The sequence below is a fragment of the Saccharothrix longispora genome (assembly GCF_030852425.1).
GTDB lineage: Bacteria > Actinomycetota > Actinomycetes > Mycobacteriales > Pseudonocardiaceae > Actinosynnema > Actinosynnema longispora.
In genome coordinates this window covers 464379-482654 of the sequence record NZ_NSDM01000004.1, presented here as the reverse complement: position 1 = coordinate 482654, position 18276 = coordinate 464379, and the positions used below count along the sequence as shown (strand labels likewise).

Here is an 18276-nt window from a genome sequence, read left to right as displayed (position 1 = left end):
GGGACGCCCGCGCCGGTGAAGCGGGTGTTGAAGCCGGTGACGTCCGCCGGGACGCCGGACAGGGACTGGCAGGTCCCGGTGCCGGAGCTGCCGACGTCGACCCGGGTGGTCCACTGCGCGCCCACGTCGCCCGCGACGCCCGCGTCACCCGCGGCGCGCTGGCGGGGCGGCACGGTCGGGTCCGGGGCCGGGTCGGTGCTGCCGACGACGGCCGGCAGGTAGAGCACCGGCGCGGACTCGCCGGAGTCGGCGCCCTGGCAGCGGAAGAACGGCTCCAGGCGCGTGGTGCCCGCGCCGAGCGGGCCGGACGGGTAGGCGTAGCCGACCGAGCCGAGCGGGGTGCCGGCCAGGGCGTCGGCGCACTTCTTGCGGCCGTCGTCGAGGGGCAGCACGGGCTTGGCTCCGTCGGCGGTGACGGTGCGGGCGGCGTAGGTGAGCTGCGTGACGGCGCCCGTGCCGTCGAGGGAGACGCGGACCTTCGAGCCGGGGCCCTCCAGCGGCACGCCGCCGAGCGTGAAGGCGTAGGCCACGGTGGTGTCGAGCGGAGCGCTGACCACCGGGTTGCCGTTGGCGTCGGTGATGTCGAGGGTCGTGTGCGACGCGCTCGCCACTGCCTCGGCGGGCAGCAGCCCGACCCCTCGCAGGGTCTCGCCGACGCGCTTGGCGGCGTCGGCGGGGGGAACGGCCCTGAGCCCCCGGATGCCCGTGAGGTCGAGCTGGGTCTGGTTCGTCGCCTGGCCGCTCTCGTCGGGTCGGCCCGCGCCGCGGTCGATGCCGGGGACGCGCAGGTGGCGGTCCTCGTCGGTGAAGGTGACGACGCCCTCGGGCGTGCGCTCGACGGTCGTGAGGCCGAACGCCCGCTGCAACGCCGCCGCCTGCTCCTGGCTCAGCCCTTCGGAGCGGACCGCGTACACGGGCAGTTCGTCGGCGGCGGACGCGGTGCCCGCCGCGGCACCGGTCAGCGCCGTCGCACCCAGCAACCCGGACAGGGCGAGCACCGTCGCTCCCCGTCGTCTGGTGGTGGACATGCGTTTCCTCCTTCTGCGCCGACGGGGCAGGGCCCGCGGCGCGTGAGGAGGACTCCCGGGGGCGGGGGTTGATACCGGACGACCCGGAGGTCCACTCGAACGGAGCCACTCCTGTAACGCCGTCGGCGCACAGGTGACAGGTGGGCGGACGAGTGCGCCCGCGGGACGCGCCGATCTGCGTCGCTCCACAGTGGACCGGCCGGTGCCGAGCCCGGTGACCGCACATCGGCGGCCGGCCCGGTTCGGCGGTCCGCAGCGGTCGGGGTCGCCGGCGCCCGCCGAGGGGATCGACAGCGGGGAACCCTCCGGGCGGGGCGGCTGCGACGCGACGCCGGCGGAGCGACGTCTGCGGACCGCCCCCCGGGGGCACTGCCCGGTCGGGCGCGGATGAGTCGGCATGTAAGCCGGATTCTGTTCCCGGGCGCCTCGCGGCGGTCCCGTTCGGCGGCCATCCATCTCGGCCTGCCGTCGCCGACAGGCTCGTGCGGCCTACCCGCAGGCATCGGGCGGGCAGCCCTCGAACGCCTGCGCAGGTGCCCTGGGGCACCCTCTTGGCCTTGCTCCGGGTGGGGTTTACCTAGCCGCCCCCGTCACCGGGGGCGCTGGTGGTCTCTTACACCACCGTTTCACCCTTACCCCGGCTCGCGCCGGGGCGGTCTGTTCTCTGTGGCACTGTCCCGAGGGTCGCCCCTGGTTGCCGTTGACAACCACCCTGCCCTGTGGAGTCCGGACTTTCCTCGGCGACAGACGTTCATCTGTCGACGCGACCGCCCTGCCGACTCATCCGCGCGCCCAGGATAACCGACCGGCCCCGGGCCGTGGAACGAGGCGGCCGTCGACGACGCGGTGGACCGGTTCACGCGCGCCGTCGAGGGGGCACCGGCGCGGGCGCGCCCGGTTGCGGCCGGCCGGCGCGCGGCTACCCCAGGTGCGAGGTGTCGTTGACCAACCGCACGGAGGCGTGGCCGTCCGGGTAGAACTCGACGACCGACAGCGACGCGAGGTCCAGGTGCAGCCGGAACAGCAGGGACGGCCCCACGTCGAGCCCCATCCGCAGCAGCGACTTGATGGGGGTGACGTGGCTGACCAGCACGACGTTCGCGCCGCCGTGCGCGGCGATCACGTCGGTCAGCGCGCGCCGCACCCGCCGGTGCACCTGGTCGAAGCTCTCACCTCCGGGCGCGGGCACGGACGGGTCGGCCAGCCACCGCCGGTGCAGGCCGGGGTCGCGCTCGGCGGCCTCGGTGAACGTCAGGCCCTCCCACGCGCCGAAGTCGGTCTCGATCAGGCCGTCGTGGGTGGTCGGCTCGACGCCGGTCTCGGACGCCACGGCGCGCGCGGTCTCCGCGGCGCGCCCCAGCGGCGAGGACACGACGACGTCGACGCCCCCGACCTTCGCCAACCGCCGGGCCGCCGCCTCCGCCTGCCCGCGACCGACCTCGGTCAGCGGCGGGTTGCCGCGCCCGGAGTAGCGGCGGTCCACCGACAGCGCGGTCTGCCCGTGCCGCAGCAGGTACAGGCGGGTGGGTTCGCCGACCGCGCCGGTCCACGACGACGGCGGGGCCTGCTCGGTGACCGGGTCCTCGACGGGAGCCGGCGCGGTGTCCGGTCGGCGCACACCCGCCTGCTCGTCCATGGCCTCGTTGGCCAGCCGGTCGGCGTGCTTGTTGCGCTCGCGCGGGATCCACGTGTACGTCACCCGGTCGAACGCCCGCACCACCTCGCGCGCCTCCGCGACGAGCGGCTGCATGGACGGGTGCTTGACCTTCCAGCGGCCGGACATCTGCTCGACCACGAGCTTCGAGTCCATCCGCACGTCGACCTCGGCCGCGCCCACCTCGGCCGCCGCGCGCAGGCCCGCGAGCAGGCCCCGGTACTCGGCGACGTTGTTGGTGGCCACGCCGATCCCGGCGGACCGCTCCGCCAGGACCTCGCCGGACGCGGAGCGCACGACGGCCCCGTACCCGGCGGGCCCCGGGTTGCCCCGCGACCCGCCGTCGGCCTCGACGAGGACCTTCACAGACCGGATTCCCCGGTGCGGACCATGATCGCGTCGCACTCCTCGCACTGCACGACCTCGTCGGCCGCGGCCTCCTTGACGCGGGACATCGCGCTGCGGTCCAGCTCGATGCGGCACGCGCCGCAGCGGCGGGACTGGAGCAGCGCGGCGCCGATGCCCTTGTGGGCGCGCACGCGGTCGTAGAGGGCGAGCAGCGGTTCCGGGAACCCGGCGGAGACCTTGGTGCGCTCGGCGGTGCGCTTGGCCTCGGTGGACTCCAGGTCGGCGAGCGCGCCGTCCCGGCGGCGGGCCGCGTCGGACAGCGCCTCCTGCGCCTTGTCCAGCTCCACCTGGGCGTGCCGGCTGTCCGCCTCGACGGCCTCGCGGCGCTCCATCAGCTCCAGCAGGTCGTCCTCCAGCGCGCCGCGGCGGCGGTTGAGGGTCGCCAGCTCGTGCTCCAGGTCGGTGAGCTGCTTGGCGCCGACCGAGCCGCCGGCGAGGAGCTTGCGGTCGCGCTCCTCGCGGGCGCGGACCTGGTCGATCTCGGTCTCCTGGCGCTTGACCTCGCGGTTCAGGTCGCCGAGGCTCGTCCCGATCGTGGTCACTGCGTCCTGCTTGGCGCGGAGCTGCTTCTCCGCTTCGGCGATCTCGGCGATCTCGGGCAGCGTGCGGCGGCGGTGGGTGACGCGCGCCAGTTCCGCGTCGACCTGCGCCAGGTCGAGCAGCCTGCGCTGCACGGCGGGATCGGCTTTCACAGAGATCCTCCTGTTCGGCTCGTCGCACCGACGGTCCACGGATCGGTCCGGCGGGTGGAGACGAGGACTTCGACCGTACCGCCGAGGGCGGTGCGCACCACGTCGGCCGCCTGCCCGCACCACGGCCACTCGCCGGCCCAGTGCGCGACGTCGACGAGCGCGGGGCCGCCGGCCGCGAGGTGCTCGCCGGCGGGGTGGTGGCGCAGGTCGGACGTGACGTAGGCGTCGACGCCCGCGCGGGTGGCGGCGGACAGGTAGCTGTCGCCCGCGCCGCCGCACACCGCGACGCGCCTGATCGGCCGGTCCGGGTCGCCCGCGGCGCGGACGCCCCAGGCGGTGGCGGGCAGGGCGTCGGCGACGCGCCGCGCGAACGCGCCCAGCGGTTCGGCGGCGGGCAGTTCGCCGACGCGGCCGATGCCGGTGTCGGAGGGCAGCTCGGCGACCTCGGTGAGGGTGAAGGCGACTTCCTCGTACGGGTGGGCGGCGCGCAGGGCGCGCACGACGTCGGCCCGGCGGCGGCGGTCGAGGACCACGTCCAGGCGCGTCTCGGGCAGCCGTTCGAGCCGGCCGACGGCGCCGACGGCGGGGTCCGCGCCGGTCAGGGGCCGGAACCGGCCGGTGCCCTCGACGGTCCACGCGGCGTCGCGGTAGTTCCCCGCGGCGCCCGCGCCGGCTGCGTGCAGGGCGTCGAGCACCTGCTCCGCGCGGTCGACCGGCACGTAGGTGGTGAGCGCGTCGAGGGGCCGCGCGGGCGCGGCGGTCAGCGGCCCGGTCACGGTGAGGCCCAGGGCGTGGGCGAGCGCGTCGGACACGCCGGGGTTGGCCGCGTCGGCGTTGGTGTGCGCGGTGTAGAGGGCGACGCCGGCGCGGATGAGCCGGTGCACGAGCGCGCCCTTGGGGTCGTCGGCCGGGACGCCGGTCACGCCGCGCAGCATCAGCGGGTGGTGCGCGACCAGCAGCTGCGCGCCCACCTCCAACGCCTCGTCCACAGTGGACTCGACGGGATCGACGCAGAACAGCGCCCTGGTCACGGGTTCGGCGCGGTCGCCGCAGACGAGGCCCACCGCGTCCCACGACTCGGCGGTCGCGGGCGGGTAAGCCGCCTCCAGCGCGCCCAGCACGTCCCCCAGCGTGGTCGTCACACGTCCCCCAGCACCACTCGCAGGGCGTCCACCAGCAGCGCGAACTCCTCGGGCGAGCGCACCGCGACCCGCACGTGGTCGGGCGTCAGGCCCGGGAACGTGTCGCCGCGCCGCACCGCGATCCCCTTGTCCCGCAACGCCTGCCGCACGCGCGGCCCGTCGGGGACGCGCAGCAGCACGAACGGCGCGGACGGCGGCACGACCACCAGGTCGCCCAGCCGCGCCACGGCCAGCGACGTGTGCTCGCGCGCCTCCCAGGCCAGCGCGTCGGCCTCGGCCACCGCCTCGGGCGAGCAGCACGCCGCGACGGCCTCCAGCACCAGGCTGCCCACCGGCCACGGCGGGCGCGTCGCCGCGAGCCACCCGAGCAGCTCCGGCGCGCCCAGGAAGTAGCCCGCGCGCAGTCCCGCGAGGCCCCACGTCTTGGTCAGGCTGCGCAGCACCAGCAGCCCGCCGAGGTCGGCGCGACCGGACAGCGTCTCCGGCTCGCCGGGGATCGCGTCGGCGAACGCCTCGTCCACCACCAGCACCCGGCCCGGCCGGGCCAGCGCCGCGACGACCTCCGCCGGGTGCAGCACGGACGTCGGGTTCGTCGGGTTGCCCAGCACCACCAGGTCGGCCTCGGCGGGCACCAGCTCCGGCCGCAGCCGGTAGCCGTCCTCGGGCGACAGCCCGACCCGCCGCACGGGCACGCCCGCGTCCCGCAGCACCACCTCGGGCTCGGTGAACGACGGGTGCACCACCGCCGCCAGGGCGGGGCGCAGGTTCGGCAGCAGCGCGAAGCCCTCGGCGGCGCCGTTGAGCACCAGCACCTCGTCCGGCGAGCGGCCGTGCCGGGCGGCGACGGCCTCGCGGGCCCGCCGGTCGGCGTCGGCGCTCGGGTAGGAGCCCAGGTCGTCGAGGGCGGCGACCAGCCGGTCGCGCAGCCACTCCGGGGGGCGGGGCACGCGCACGTTGACCGCGAAGTCCGCGAGCCCGGGCGCGGCGTCGACGTCCCCGTGGTGGCGCAGCAGCGCCCGGCCGGAATCCTGGCTGGTCATCGCCGCGAGTCTAGGCGATCTGCGAGGCCGCCCAGTCGAGGTAGGCCCCGGGCAGCTCGCGCAGGATGCCCAGCGCCTCGGACCCCGGCGAACCGGGCAGCTCGCGCACGGCGCGGGCGGCCAGCGACGTGCAGTGCTCCAGGGTGTCCGCGACCATGCTGGTGCGCCGCAGGTCGGCCAGCAGGGCGGTGATCTCGGCGTCGGACAGCTCGCGCCCGCGGCGGCGCAGCAGGTCGCGCCGGTCGTCGTCCAGGGCGCGCAGGAGCGGGAACGTGTAGACGCCCTGGCGCAGGTCGTTGCCGACCGGCTTGCCCAGGCGCTGCGACGTCGACGCCAGGTCGAGCAGGTCGTCGAGGATCTGGAACAGCAGGCCGAACAGCGCGCCGTAACGCCCGAGCGCGGCGGTGGTGGCCTCGTCGGCGTCGGCGCAGTGCGCGGCCAGCACGCCCGCCACCTCGAACAGGGCGCCGGTCTTCAGCGCGATCGAGCGCAGCGCGGCGTCCGGGTCGCGGTCGGGGTCGTGCAGGTCCAGGACCTCCAGGACCTGGCCCTCCACCAGGTCCGCCACCGCCCGCGCGAGCCTGCCCGCCGCGAACGGCGAGATCCGCTCCAGCGCGGCCCGGCTCGCGCGGGCCGGCATGAAGTCGCCGACCAGCACCGCCGGGCCGGTTCCCCAGGCGGCGTTGACCGTGCGCACGCCGCGCCGCTCCGACGCGCCGTCCATCAGGTCGTCGTGCACCAGGGACCCGGCGTGCAGCAGCTCGACGCACGCGGCGGCCGTGACGGCCTTGTCCGGGACGGCGCCCGACACGGCCAGCGACCCGGCCAGCACCAGCACGGAGCGCAGCCGCTTGCCGCCCGCGGCGGTGATCCGGCCGGTGAAGGTGTTCACGACGGGCAGCGACGACGACGTCGCCAGCGCCCTGATCTCGTCCTCGACCCTCGGCAGCGCCGCGGCCAGCGCCGGCATGGTCGGCGTGGACGGCGGTTTCACGGTGGACACGGGGTGATCGTCGCGCGGCGCGGCTGAGAGGCCGCTGAGACCGGGGCACCGGGACCGGGGCACCGGGACCGGGAGGCGGCCTACACGAAGGAGGCGGCCACGGCGACGAACACGACGACGATGCTGAGCAGCAGGTGCCCGAGCGAGGGCGCCTCGCAGGCGGACAGCCGGCACAGCGACGGCTCGTTCACCGGTCCCCGGCCTTCCCCGGTCGCCCGGACGCGCCGTCGCGCCTCGGCGCCGACCGCTGGGAATAGGTCTGCCGCACCCGGCGCACCACGCATGTTCGAGTCATTCGCGTTCCTTCCCCCGAAGATTCCCCACGGGATTGGCGTCGGAATTCCCCGCCCGTTCGTTACCCGTTGTCGCGCTTTCGCAGGCTCTCCTCGGCGGCGGACAGCAACCGGGCCCGCTCCTGCCTCGCCCGCTGCCGCCGGTCCCGCTCGCGCACCCACGCCACCACGTCGTCCGTGCCCAGACCGGCCGCCTCGCGGTAGAACTCGCCGTCGAACCACCACCACACCCGAATGCCCTGACGGGCAATGCGCACGGGCTGTTCCCGCTGCGACACGTCGAGTGACGGAAAATCGACCACCAGGGTCGGCGGGCACCCCGTGCCCACGAAGAAATATCTTTTCCGGAACAGGGAACCGCGGTCGGTGAAGAATCCCGCGTTGGGGTCGGCGGTCAGCCCGCCGGGCCAGTGGGCCGGCCGGGGACGGGCGAACGCGGGCGTCTCGGGCCACGACCGCCGCCGGAGCACGACGACACCCCCTGCCGCCAGCACGGCGACGAGCAGCACGACGACACCGACCACGACCCCTGACATCGGACCCCCAACGAGAGCCGGTCACGTTCGATGGTCGTGCGTGCCGGGCACCGCGTCCAGCGCCCTCACCCGGAGCGCCCAACTGGCAGACTGACCTGCCGTGCCCTTGACGATCGCCTTCATCTGCACCGGCAACATCTGCCGCTCCCCCGTGGCCGCGATCATATTCCGCGAGCACCTGCGCCGGGCCGGCCTGGGTGACCTCGTGGAGGTGACCAGCGCGGGCACCGGCGGCTGGCACGTGGGCGACCCGGCCGACCCGCGCGCGGCCAGGTCGCTGGCCGACAACGGCTACCCCGTGGAGCACAGCGCCGCGCAGGTCGACGAGGACCACCTGGGCGCCGACCTGCTGGTCGCCCTGGACTCCGGGCACGCCCGCGCGCTGCGCCGCCTGGTGGACGGCCCGGACCGGGTGCGCCTGCTGCGCTCGTTCGACCCGGACGCCGACGGCGTGGACGTGCCCGACCCGTACTACGGGGACGAGGAGGGCTTCGACCTGGTGATCCGGATGGTGGAGGCCGCCGTGCCCGGCCTGCTGGCCTGGACCCGCGAGCACCTGTGACCCCCGCCGACGCCGCCGCCCGGCTCACCGGCACGCCCGCCTCCGGGGTGCGCCGGCTCGCGGGCGCGGTGTGGGAGGCGGACCTCGCCGACGGCGGCCGGGTGGTCGTCAAGCGCCACGACGACCCGGCCGCGGCGCTCGCCGAGGTCGCCTCGCTGGAGTGGCTCGCCGAACCCGGCGGGCCGCCCGTGCCGCGGGTGCGCGGACACGACGGCCACTGGCTGTGCGTGGACCACGTCGAACCCGGCCGGCCGTCACCGGGGGCGGCCGAGGAGTTCGGGCGGGCCCTGGCCCGCCTGCACGCCACCGGCGCGCCCGCGTTCGGCGCTCCCCCGCCCGGCGGACCGGCCGACGCCTCGATCGGCCTCGCCCCGATGCGCAACACCCCGTCGCCGACCTGGCCCGACTGGTTCCACGAGCACCGCGTCACCCGCTACGCCCGCCTCGCCGCGGACGCGGGCGCGCTGACCGCCGACGAGGCGGCGGTGTTCGACCGGGTGCGGGTCGAGGCGCCCGGGGAACCGCCCGCCCGGCTGCACGGCGACCTGTGGAGCGGCAACGTGCACTGGGCGGCCGACGGGCGGGCGTGGCTGATCGACCCGGCCGCGCACGGCGGCCACCGGGAGACCGACCTCGCGATGCTCGACCTGTTCGGCTGCCCCCACCTCGACCGGGTGCTCGCCGCCTACCACGAGGTGAGCCCGTTGGCCCCCGGTCGGCGCGAGCGCGTGCCGTTGCACCAGCTGTTCCCGCTGCTCGTCCACGCCGTCCTGTTCGGCCGCGGTTACGCCTTGCGGGCCTTGGCCGCGGCCCGTGCGCCGGCATGATGCCGAGATGGGGATCACACTCTTCGACCGCGACGACTGGCGGTGGCTGAACGAGCCCCGCGCGTGGAGCGACCGGGACGGCCTGACCATCACCGCCGACCCCGGCACGGACCTGTGGCGCACCACCCACTACGGGTACGACCGGGACTCGGCGCACGTCCTCGGCGTGCCGGTGACCGGCGACCTCACCCTCACCGCGTCCTTCACCGGCGAGTACGCCGCCCAGTACGACCAGGCGGGCATCGCCCTGCACGCCGACGACCGGAACTGGATCAAGGCGGGCGTGGAGCTGGTCGACGGCGAGTTCCAGATCAGCACCGTCGTGACCAGGGACTTCTCCGACTGGTCGGTGGTCGGCGTCGGCCGGGTCGAGCGGGTCGTGATCACCGCCGTCCGCGAGGGCGACGCGGTGACCCTCCGCTACGGCGTGGGCGACGACGAACCGACCTCGCTGCTGCGCCTCGCGTACTTCCCACCCGGGGCGGAAGCCCTGGCGGGCGTGATGGCGGCGGCGCCGGACGGGCCCGGGTTCACCGCCCGCTTCGACCGGGTGCGGGTCACACCGGCGTAGGGATTACCGTGGTGACGTGCGGTTCAGCTTCTTGTTGCGGCCCGGCTGGCTGGCGTTGACGCTGGCCGTCTGGGTGTTCGCGGGCGCGTGCTTCACGCTGCTCGCCCCCTGGCAGTTCGGCCGCGACGACGAGCGCCGGGCGCAGAACGACGCGGTCACGTCCTCCGTGCGCACGGACCCGGTGCCGCTCGCGGGCCTGCTCGACAGGTCCAACGCCGAACTGGAGTGGCGGCGCGTCACGCTCACCGGCCGCTACCTGCCCGAGGGGCAGGCGGTGGCGCGGCTGCGGACCGTGCAGGGCGAGGCGGCGTTCGAGGTGTTGACGCCGTTCGAGCTGGACGGCGGCGTGGTCGTGCTGGTCGACCGCGGGTACGTGCGGCCGGTGAGCGGCGTCCGGGTGCCCGACCTGAAGCCCGTGCCCGACGGCGTGGTGACGGTGACCGCGTGGACCCGGGTGGGCGAGTCGGACGACCGCGACGCGTTCGACCAGGACGGCCACCGGCAGGTGTACGCGATCAACCCGGACGTGGTGGGCCGCGCGGCGGGCCTGACCATCCGGCCCGGGTACTTCCAGCTCACCGAGGGCCAGCCGGGCGTGGAGGAGGCGCTGCCGCTGCCCAAGCTCGACGCGGGACCGTACTTCTCCTACGCGCTCCAGTGGATCGCGTTCGGCGTGATGGCCCTCGGCGGCTGGCTGTACTTCACCGTCCGCGAGGTCCGCCCCGGCGGCGCGCTCGCCGGCGGGGGCGCCGGCTCCGCGGACCGGCCGCGCGCTAGGCGGAAGTCCGTCGCCGAGATGCTCGCCGAGGACGAGGCCGCACCAGCGCGATGACCGCGGTCACCCCGGCCGCCGCCGCGCCGACCACCCGCGACAGCTCCACCGCCCGCGTCACGTGACCCGCGTCCGGGCTGCGGCCGTGCCCCAGCACGGGGCGGTCCTCCGCGCCGTGCGCGTACACCGTGCGACCGCCGAGCCGGATCTCCAGGGCGCCCGCGAACGCCGCCTCCACCTGGCCCGCGTTGGGGCTCGGGTGCGCCGAGGCGTCCCGCCGCCACGTCCGCCACGCCTCGCCCGCCGAACCGCCGACGACCGGCGCGCCCGCCGCCGTGAGCAGCGCCGCCAGCCGCGACGGCAGCAGGTTCGCCACGTCGTCCAGTCGGGCCGCGGCCCAGCCGAACCGGCGGTAGCGCTCGTCGCGGTGGCCCACCATCGCGTCGAGGGTGTTCACCGCCCGGTAGCCGATCAGACCGGGCACGCCCGCGACCGCGCCCCAGAACAGGGGCGCCACGACCGCGTCCGACGTGTTCTCCGCCACGGACTCCACGGTCGCCTTGGCCAGGCCGAACGTGTCGAGCCGGTGCGGTTCGCGCCCGCACAGGTTGGGCAGCCGGCGGCGGGCCGCCTCCAGGTCGCCGCCGTCCAGCTCGCGGCCCATCGCGGTGCCCTCGTCGGCCAGCGACGACCCGCCCAGCACCGCCCACGTGGCGACGGCCGTGGTCAGCGCCCGCACGACCTCGTTGCGCCCGGCGAGCCGCTCGACCGCGACCCCGGCGAGGACCGTGCCGCCGACCAGCGCGGCGGTGTGCGCGGCGCCCGCCGCCCGGGCGTCCCGGTACAGCGCCCGCTCCAGCGCCTTCGCCGCCCGCCCGAACCCCGCCACCGGGTGGTACCCCTCGGGATCGCCGAGGACCGCGTCAGCGGCCACACCCAGCAACAACCCCACCGCGCGCCCCAGACTCACAGGGGGCACGGTAGCCCGCGCGCGTCCGCGCCGAGCCGCCAGGTGCCGACTCGCCGTCGGACCCCCGCATTAGGGTTGCGCACCGTGGAAGCAGCCCGCCTGAAGCTCTACGCGTACCTGGACGCGCGCGAACACCAGCGCACGTACCTGGCCATCATGCGGCTGTTCACGTCCACGCTGCTCGCCGACCTGTCCGCGGGCGAGGTCGCCGGGGCGCTGGCCGGCGCGGAGCGGGAGGGCCGGGTCGAGCCGGGCGAGTCGCGCATCGAGAACGTCATCAGCCGCCTCAAGCAGCTCGTCGAGTGGGGCAACCTGGTGCAGGGCCGCCGCGAGGTGGTGGCCACCAGCATCGCCGAGTTCCAGCACGGCAGCGTCCGCTACCAGGTGGGCAAGCTCGCCGTGCGCGTGCAGCGCGACGCCGACGAGCTGCTGCGCGTGCCGGAGGGCGCCCGCGAGGTGTCGCGGGAGCTGCTGCCCGCCGTCGAGCGCGGCCTCCGGCAGCTCGGGCAGACCCTGGCGGAGGCGCTGGCGAGCGAGGGCCGCCGGCCGCGCGAGGTGCTCGCCGAGCAGGTGACCACGCTGTTCCTCCAGCACGCCGAGCTGGCCGCCACCGTGCGCGACTTCTACGCCTACCTGGGGCAGGTCGTGACGCGGCACCACCTCGCGCCCGAGGAGATCTCCGGGTTCCGCGACCTGCTCGTCGAGTACATCCAGATGGTCGTGGAGGACGTGCTGCGGCACACCCCCGCCATCGCCGACGCCCTGCACCGCCTCGGCGCCGCGCGGGACGGGCTGCTGGGCCTGCTGGGCCGCGCCGACCTGGGCGAACGCGTCGAACGGGCGCGCGGCCGGTCCGCCGAGGACTGGCAGGAGCTGACCGACTGGTTCGTCGACCGGCCCGGCCGGCCGAGCCAGGTGACGGCGCTGCGCGAGGCCACCGCCCGGGCGATCGGGTCGCTGCTGGCGAGCGTGAAGCGCGCCACGTCCGGCGGCGGGCTGCTGCCGGGCAGGCGCGCCGAGCTGCTCAAGCTCGCCCTGTGGTTCGACACGGGCTCGCGGTCGCGCGGCCATCGGCTGTACGCGGCGGCGTTCGGGCTGCACTCGGCGCGGCACGTGTCGCCCGCGCCCGAGCACGACCGGGACGACGAGCGGACGCCGTGGCGCGACGGCCCCGTGGTGGACGTGCCGGTGAGCGTGCGCAGCCGCGGCGACCGGGCCGCGCGCGGACGGGCGTCGAGGATCCTGGACGACCCGATGACCGAGCAGTCGCTGCTGGCGGAGGCGCGGGAGGCCGACGAGCGGCGCGCCGCGTCCGTGGCCGAGCTGTCCGCCGCCGCGCCGCGCCTCGCGACGACCACGCTGTCCGGCGAGGCGCTGGGCGTGCTGTGCGAGCTGCTCACCCTGGCCATGGCGCAGCGCGACGGCGCCGACGGCCCCGGGTCGGCGACCGATCCCGTGCGCGGGCTGACGGTCACCGTCGCGCCCGCCGAGGGGCGCACGACGCGGATCAGGTCCACCGCGGGGACGCTGACCCTGCACGACTCCACGCTGGTGCTCGACTGATGTTCGACGACCTCTCCGAGATCGACGCGGCCGTCGTCGTGCGCTGCGCCCGCACCCTGCTGCGCCGGCCGCTGCTGCGCGCCGACGGGCCCGACGGCGAGCTGCTGACCCTCGTCTACCGGCACCGCGCCCCCTTGCAGGACCTGTTCGCCCGCGTCCTGGGCTACCGGCTCGTCGTCGAACGGCGCTTCGCCCGGCTCCACAAGACCGGTCCGGGCCCCGACGACTCGCGCGGCGTGCCCGGCATGTCCCCGCGCGGCTACGCCTACGTGGCGCTGACGCTCGCCGTGCTCACCGGCATCGGGCGGCAGGCGCTGCTGTCGCGGCTGGTGTCCGACATCCGCGCCGCCGCCGTCGAAGCCGGCATGGAGGTCGTCGACGACGTCGTGGACCGGCGCGCGCTGACGGCGGCGCTGCGCCACCTCGTGTCCCTCGGCGTGCTGCACGAGACCGAGGGCACCGTCGACGTGCAGGCCGAGGCGCTGATCACCGTGGACACCGACCTGCTCGGCCGGCTGCTGACCGGGCCGGTGGCCGAGGCGACGTCGCCCGAGCAGCTGGTGGCGCTCGCCGCCCGGCCCGGACCGCGCGGCGTCGAGCACGCCGTGCGGCGCAGGCTCGTGGAGGACCCCGTCGTGCTGTACGCCGACCTGCCGCCCGAGCAGGCCGACTGGCTGCGCCGCAACCAGCGCAAGGAGGGCGCGCTGCTGGAGGCGTCGTTCGGCCTGCGCACCGAGTGCCGCGCGGAGGGCGTGCTGGTCGCCGACCCGGAGGACTACCTGACCGACCTGTACTTCCCCGGCACCTCGACCGTGGCGCGCGTCGCGCTGCTCGCGCTGCCGGAGCTGCTGGAGTCCGAGCCGCGCCCCGACGGGCGGCACGCCGTGGACGTGCGGGAGCTGCGCGAGGTGTGCGGGCGGCTCGTGGAGGACTACCCGGCGGCGTGGTCCAAGCAGTTCACCGACGACCTCGACCGACTCGTCGAGGAGGTGCTGGAACTGCTGCGCCGCATGGGGTTGGCCGTGCTGTCCGACGACGGGTGGCTCGTCAACGCCGCCGCGCACCGGTGGGTCCCGGTGCCCGACGGCGACCCGGAACGTGACCGTGGGACCGGGCGACCGGCGCCCGTCGTGGAGAGCTGGTCGTTGTTCGACGAGGAGAGCGCGTGACTAGGTGGCGGCTGCACAGGGGCGGCATCGTCAACATCTGGCAGTACACCAGGCAGGTGTTCGACTTCTCCGGGGGCCGCGCGATCTTCCAGGGCACCAACGGGTCCGGCAAGTCGCGCACGCTGGAGCTGCTGCTGCCGCTGTGCCTGGACGGCGACCTGCGGCAGGTCGGCTCCAAGGGCTTCGACACCGTGTCGCTGCGCCGGCTCATGCTCGACGACCACGCCGGCGGGCCGCACCGCATCGGCTACGCGTGGGTCGAGCTGGAGCGCGACGGCGAGTACCTGACGTGCGGCGTCGGCGTGAAGGCGTCCAGGACGTCGCAGGCCATCACCGACTCGTGGCGCTTCATCACGCCCGCCCGCGTCGGCCACGACCTGGCGCTCGCCGGCCCCGACGACGTCCCGCTGGGACCGGCGCAGCTGCGTGACGCGATCGGCGCGGACTGCGTGCTGGAGGAGGCGGCGTTCCGGGCGAAGGTCGCGGAGACCGTGTACGGCGTGCCCGCGCCCCGCTACGGCGACCTGCTGCACCTCCAGCGGACGCTGCGCAACCCCGACGTGGGCCTGAAGGTCCTGGAGGGGCAGCTGGAGCAGATCCTGTCCGACGCCCTGCCGCCGCTCGACCAGGCGATGGTCGAGCAGTTGGCCACGTCGTTCGACGACCTGGAGTCGATCCGGTCCAACATCACCCGCCTGACCTCGGCCGACGACGCGCTGGGCACGTTCCTCAGGACGTACTCGGACTACGCGCTCGGCGGCCTGCGCGCGGCGGCCGACAAGCTCGGCGCGGCCGAGGAGGGCGTGCGCAAGCTGGAGCGCTCGTCGGCGAAGCTGTCGGCGGCGCTGGAGTCGACCCTCGCCGAACGGGCCGCCGCCGAGCACTCCCTGACCTCGTTGGAGGCCGGTGAGCAGCGGGCCGAGGAGACCATCGGCGCGCTGAAGGAGCTGCCCGCGTTCCGCGACCTCCAGGACCTCCGGACGCGCGAGACGCTCGTGGCGGAGAAGCGCTCGTCGGCGGTGACCGCGCTGGACGTGGCGGGCAAGCAGCGCGCCCAGGAGGACGGCGCGGTCGACGGCGTGCTGCGCCTGACGCGCCGCCTCGCCGAGGACCTCGACACGGCGGAGGACCTGGTGGAACCCCTGCGCCGGCACCTCCGCGCGGCCGGCCTGGAGGGCACGTCGGTGCCCGACGTGCCGCGGCTGCCCTCGGTGGACGCCACCGTGCGGACGGAGTCCGTGCGGGCCAAGCCCGACCCCGAGGCCGACCCGCTCCCCGTGGACCGCCGCGTGCCGCCGCCGACGACCGACCTCGCCCTGGACCCGGTGGTCGCGAGCACGGCGGAGATCGCCTCCGAGGCGCGCCGCCACGGCGCCCTGGCCCTCGCGCTGGCGACCCGGGCGGCGGAGCTGGACACGGCGCGGCGCGACCTGGACGCCCTGGCGCAGGCCGAGCGCGACGCCCACCGCGACGCGGTCGACGCCGGCGCCCGGCGCGACCGGGAGGCCGCCGAGCTGGACGGGGTGGCGCGGAGCTGGCTGGCCGAGGTGGGCGCCTGGTGCGCCGCCGGTCCACTGGCGACCCGTGCCCCCGACAGCCCCCTCGTCCTGCCGACGACGGTCGACCCGGCGGGCGCCCGCACCCTCGCCACCGACGTCCGCGCCCGGGTGGCCCCCCTGGTGACCGAGGCCAGGACGGCGGCCCACGCCGCGGCGGACCGCAGGGCGCGGATCGCCGCCGCCATCGACAAGCGGGACGCCGAGCTGGCGGCGCTGCGCGCGGGCACCACCCACCGGCCCGCCCCCGGCCGCCACTCCGCCGCCGACCGCGACCCGGCCGCGGGCGCGCCGTTCTACCGCCTGGTCGACTTCGCCGAGGCCCTCGACGCCGCGGACCGGGCGGGCCTGGAGGCTGCCCTGGAGGACTCCGGGCTCCTGGACGCCTGGGTCACCCCGGCGTCCCGCGCCCTGCCGGACACGCGTGCGCTGCCGGACACGCACGCGGTGCCGGGCGACCCGGCCGTCGAACCGACCCTGGCCACCGTCCTGGCGCCCGCCGTCGAACCCGGCTCGCCCGTCCCCGCCGGCGTGGTCGCGGACCTGCTGGCGTCCGTGTCGCTGACCTCCGGGCCGTTCGCGGTCGGCGTCGACGGCCGCTGGCAGGCGGGCGTCCTGCGCGGCGGGTGGCGCAAGGACGCGGCCGAGTTCATCGGCGCCGGCGCCCGCGAGGCCGCCCGCCGCAGGCGCATCGTCGAGCTGGAGGACGAGCTGGGCGACCTGCGCGCCGACCTCGGGACCGCCGAGACCGGACTGGCCGCCGCGCACGACCTGGTCGGGCGGTGGGAGCAGCACCTCGGCGCGTTCCCGAACGACCGCGAGCTCGTCGCCCGCCACGGCAGGCTCCAGGCCGCCCAGGAGTCGGCCGACCGCGCCGCGCGCCGGGCCGGGGAACTGCGCGAGGAGCTGGCGGCCACCCGCGCCCGCACCGAGGCCGCGCACGCGGCGGTCGTCCGGCAGGCGGGCGACGCCGGCCTCCCCGCGACCACCGACGGCCTGCGCGACGCCCGGCACGCCGCCGCCGAGGCACAGCGCACGGCCGACCGCCTGGGCGACGTGCTGCGCCGCCAGTGCGCGGGCACGGTGGCCGACCTGACCGACGCGAACCACCGCTACCGCGCCGCCGTGGACGACCGGGTCGCCGCCGAGGCCGACGCCGAGGCCCGGTGCCTCGACTACGCGACGCAGGCGGCGGCGCTGGCCGAGCTGACCGAGGCGATCGGCGGCGAGGCCCACGAGGTCGCCGGGCAGCTGGCGCGGCTGGAGCGCTCGCGGCGCGGCATGCGCGACGAGCTGAAGCGCGTCCGCGAGGACGTCGCGTCCGCCCGCGAGCGGGCCGCGACGCTCACCGCCCAGCTCGACACCGCCGCCGAGCAGCTCGCCGCCGCCCGGGACGCGCGGGTCGACGCCGCCGAGCGGCTCACGTCGGTCGTCCACGCCCCCGGCGTGCTGGCCGCCGCGCTGCCCGACGTGCCCGCCGACGTCACGTCCGTCCGCGCCGCCCTGGCCACGACCGACCGGCGCGCCGCGAGCGAGACCACCGTGATCACCAGGCTCCAGGCGTTGCAGACGTCCCTCGCGGGCAGCCACGACATCACCGCCGACCAGCACGCGGGCCTGCTCACCGTCATGGTCTCCGGCGAGGACGGCGCACGCCCGGTCGCCACCGCCGCCCGTCGGGTCACCGCCAAGCTCGGCGAGCAGCGCGGCTACCTCGACGGCCAGTACCAGCGGATCTTCGCCGACTACCTGATCCGCGACCTCGCCGAGTGGCTGCGCGGCCAGATCGCCGTCGCCGAGGACCTGTGCAAGCGCATGAACGCCGTCCTCGACCGCGCCCGCTCCAGCCAGGGCGTGCACGTCAAGCTCGCGTGGAAGCACTCGGCGGCGCTCGACGAGGCGACCCGCGACGCCCTCGCCCTGGTCCGCCTCCCCTACTCCGAGCGCGACCCCGAGCAGGACGCCACCCTGCGCCGCGTGTTCACCGAGCGCATCGAGGCCGAGCGCGACAGCCACACCGGCGGCTACGCCGAGGTCCTGTCCCGCGCCCTCGACTACCGGACGTGGCACCAGTTCACGGTGACCGTCGCCGACACCGCCCCCGACGGCGGCCCCCGCGAGCGCAGGCTCAAGCAGCTGTCGTCCGGCGAGACCCGCCTGATCTCCTACGTGACCCTGTTCGCCGCGGCGGCCTCGTTCTACGACGCGGTGAGCGGCGACTTCTCCCCGCTGAGGCTGGTGCTGCTGGACGAGGCGTTCGAACGGCTCGACGACCCCACCATCGCCCGCATGCTCGGGCTCCTCGTCGACCTCGACATGGACTGGGTCATCACCTGGCCCAGCGGCTGGGGCGTGTCCGACAGGATTCCCCGCATGCACATCTACGACGTGCTGCGCCCGAAGAACGGCCGCGGCGTCGCGTGCACCCGGACCACCTGGGACGGCGCCGCCCTGGACCGCATCGACCCCTGACCGGGGGCGCGGCCCCCA

General features: G+C 76.1%; 15 protein-coding genes and 1 other RNA gene. 7 read left to right on the top strand and 9 right to left on the bottom strand.

Translation table 11 applies throughout. The features are described 5' to 3' along the window. From CKY47_RS13090 to CKY47_RS13055, 8 genes are all read right to left on the bottom strand, one after another. Nucleotides 1–1028 (bottom strand): hypothetical protein (locus CKY47_RS13090; protein WP_306746003.1); only part of this gene is annotated, 1028 nt, incomplete at its 3' end. 384 nt (nt 1029–1412) lie between these two features. Beyond that, nucleotides 1413–1811: RNase P RNA component class A (gene rnpB, locus CKY47_RS13085), an RNA gene on the bottom strand. Between the two features lie 136 nt (nt 1812–1947). After that, nucleotides 1948–3048, bottom strand: a complete 1101-nt coding sequence (locus CKY47_RS13080) for a bifunctional RNase H/acid phosphatase (RefSeq protein WP_306746002.1) — start codon at nt 3046–3048, stop codon at nt 1948–1950. Continuing rightward, nucleotides 3045–3782: a zinc ribbon domain-containing protein gene (locus CKY47_RS13075; protein ID WP_306746001.1), complete on the bottom strand. Its 738-nt coding sequence runs from the start codon at nt 3780–3782 to the stop codon at nt 3045–3047. The genes CKY47_RS13080 and CKY47_RS13075 overlap by 4 nt, the downstream gene beginning before the upstream one ends. Then, the gene (locus CKY47_RS13070) at nt 3779–4924 is read right to left on the bottom strand and encodes a Nif3-like dinuclear metal center hexameric protein (protein WP_306746000.1); all 1146 of its coding nucleotides are present in this window, start codon (nt 4922–4924) and stop codon (nt 3779–3781) included. Before CKY47_RS13070 ends, CKY47_RS13075 begins: the two co-directional genes overlap by 4 nt. Continuing rightward, on the bottom strand, nt 4921–5964 hold the full coding sequence (gene cobC / locus CKY47_RS13065) for an Rv2231c family histidinol phosphate aminotransferase CobC (RefSeq protein WP_306745999.1): 1044 nt from the start codon (nt 5962–5964) through the stop codon (nt 4921–4923). Before cobC ends, CKY47_RS13070 begins: the two co-directional genes overlap by 4 nt. A gap of 10 nt (nt 5965–5974) precedes the next feature. Continuing rightward, nucleotides 5975–6967 (bottom strand): polyprenyl synthetase family protein, encoded by a 993-nt coding sequence (locus CKY47_RS13060; RefSeq protein ID WP_306745998.1) that lies wholly within the window; start codon nt 6965–6967, stop codon nt 5975–5977. 355 nt (nt 6968–7322) lie between these two features. After that, nucleotides 7323–7796, bottom strand: a complete 474-nt coding sequence (locus CKY47_RS13055; RefSeq protein ID WP_306745997.1) for a hypothetical protein — start codon at nt 7794–7796, stop codon at nt 7323–7325. Between the two features lie 106 nt (nt 7797–7902). Here CKY47_RS13055 and CKY47_RS13050 point away from each other — a divergent pair, with 106 nt between their 5' ends. The 4 genes from CKY47_RS13050 to CKY47_RS13035 are packed head-to-tail and all read left to right on the top strand — an operon-like array spanning nt 7903 to nt 10588. Next, on the top strand, nt 7903–8358 hold the full coding sequence (locus CKY47_RS13050; protein ID WP_306746022.1) for a low molecular weight protein-tyrosine-phosphatase: 456 nt from the start codon (nt 7903–7905) through the stop codon (nt 8356–8358). Continuing rightward, the gene (locus tag CKY47_RS13045) at nt 8355–9185 is read left to right on the top strand and encodes a fructosamine kinase family protein (RefSeq protein ID WP_306745996.1); all 831 of its coding nucleotides are present in this window, start codon (nt 8355–8357) and stop codon (nt 9183–9185) included. Before CKY47_RS13050 ends, CKY47_RS13045 begins: the two co-directional genes overlap by 4 nt. A 7-nt stretch (nt 9186–9192) precedes the next feature. After that, entirely contained in the window at nt 9193–9756 is a 564-nt protein-coding gene (locus CKY47_RS13040; RefSeq protein WP_306745995.1) for a DUF1349 domain-containing protein, read from the top strand. A 16-nt stretch (nt 9757–9772) separates the two neighbouring features. Then, entirely contained in the window at nt 9773–10588 is an 816-nt protein-coding gene (locus CKY47_RS13035; RefSeq protein ID WP_306745994.1) for an SURF1 family cytochrome oxidase biogenesis protein, read from the top strand. On the opposite strand, the gene CKY47_RS13030 is transcribed toward CKY47_RS13035, so the two are convergent. After that, nucleotides 10530–11498: a cobalamin biosynthesis protein gene (locus tag CKY47_RS13030; protein ID WP_306745993.1), complete on the bottom strand. Its 969-nt coding sequence runs from the start codon at nt 11496–11498 to the stop codon at nt 10530–10532. The two genes, CKY47_RS13035 and CKY47_RS13030, sit on opposite strands and share 59 nt — an antisense overlap. Before the next feature lie 84 nt (nt 11499–11582). On the opposite strand from CKY47_RS13030, the gene CKY47_RS13025 reads away from it, so the two are divergent. Genes CKY47_RS13025 through CKY47_RS13015 form a run of 3 tightly spaced genes read left to right on the top strand, consistent with a single transcriptional unit; the run spans nt 11583 to nt 18258 of the window. Continuing rightward, complete coding sequence (locus CKY47_RS13025) at nt 11583–13061, top strand: DUF2397 domain-containing protein (protein ID WP_306745992.1); 1479 nt, start codon at nt 11583–11585, stop codon at nt 13059–13061. After that, entirely contained in the window at nt 13061–14230 is a 1170-nt protein-coding gene (locus tag CKY47_RS13020; protein ID WP_306745991.1) for a TIGR02678 family protein, read from the top strand. Before CKY47_RS13025 ends, CKY47_RS13020 begins: the two co-directional genes overlap by 1 nt. Continuing rightward, nucleotides 14227–18258 (top strand): TIGR02680 family protein, encoded by a 4032-nt coding sequence (locus CKY47_RS13015; RefSeq protein WP_306745990.1) that lies wholly within the window; start codon nt 14227–14229, stop codon nt 18256–18258. The genes CKY47_RS13020 and CKY47_RS13015 overlap by 4 nt, the downstream gene beginning before the upstream one ends. Nucleotides 18259–18276 lie beyond the last annotated feature (18 nt).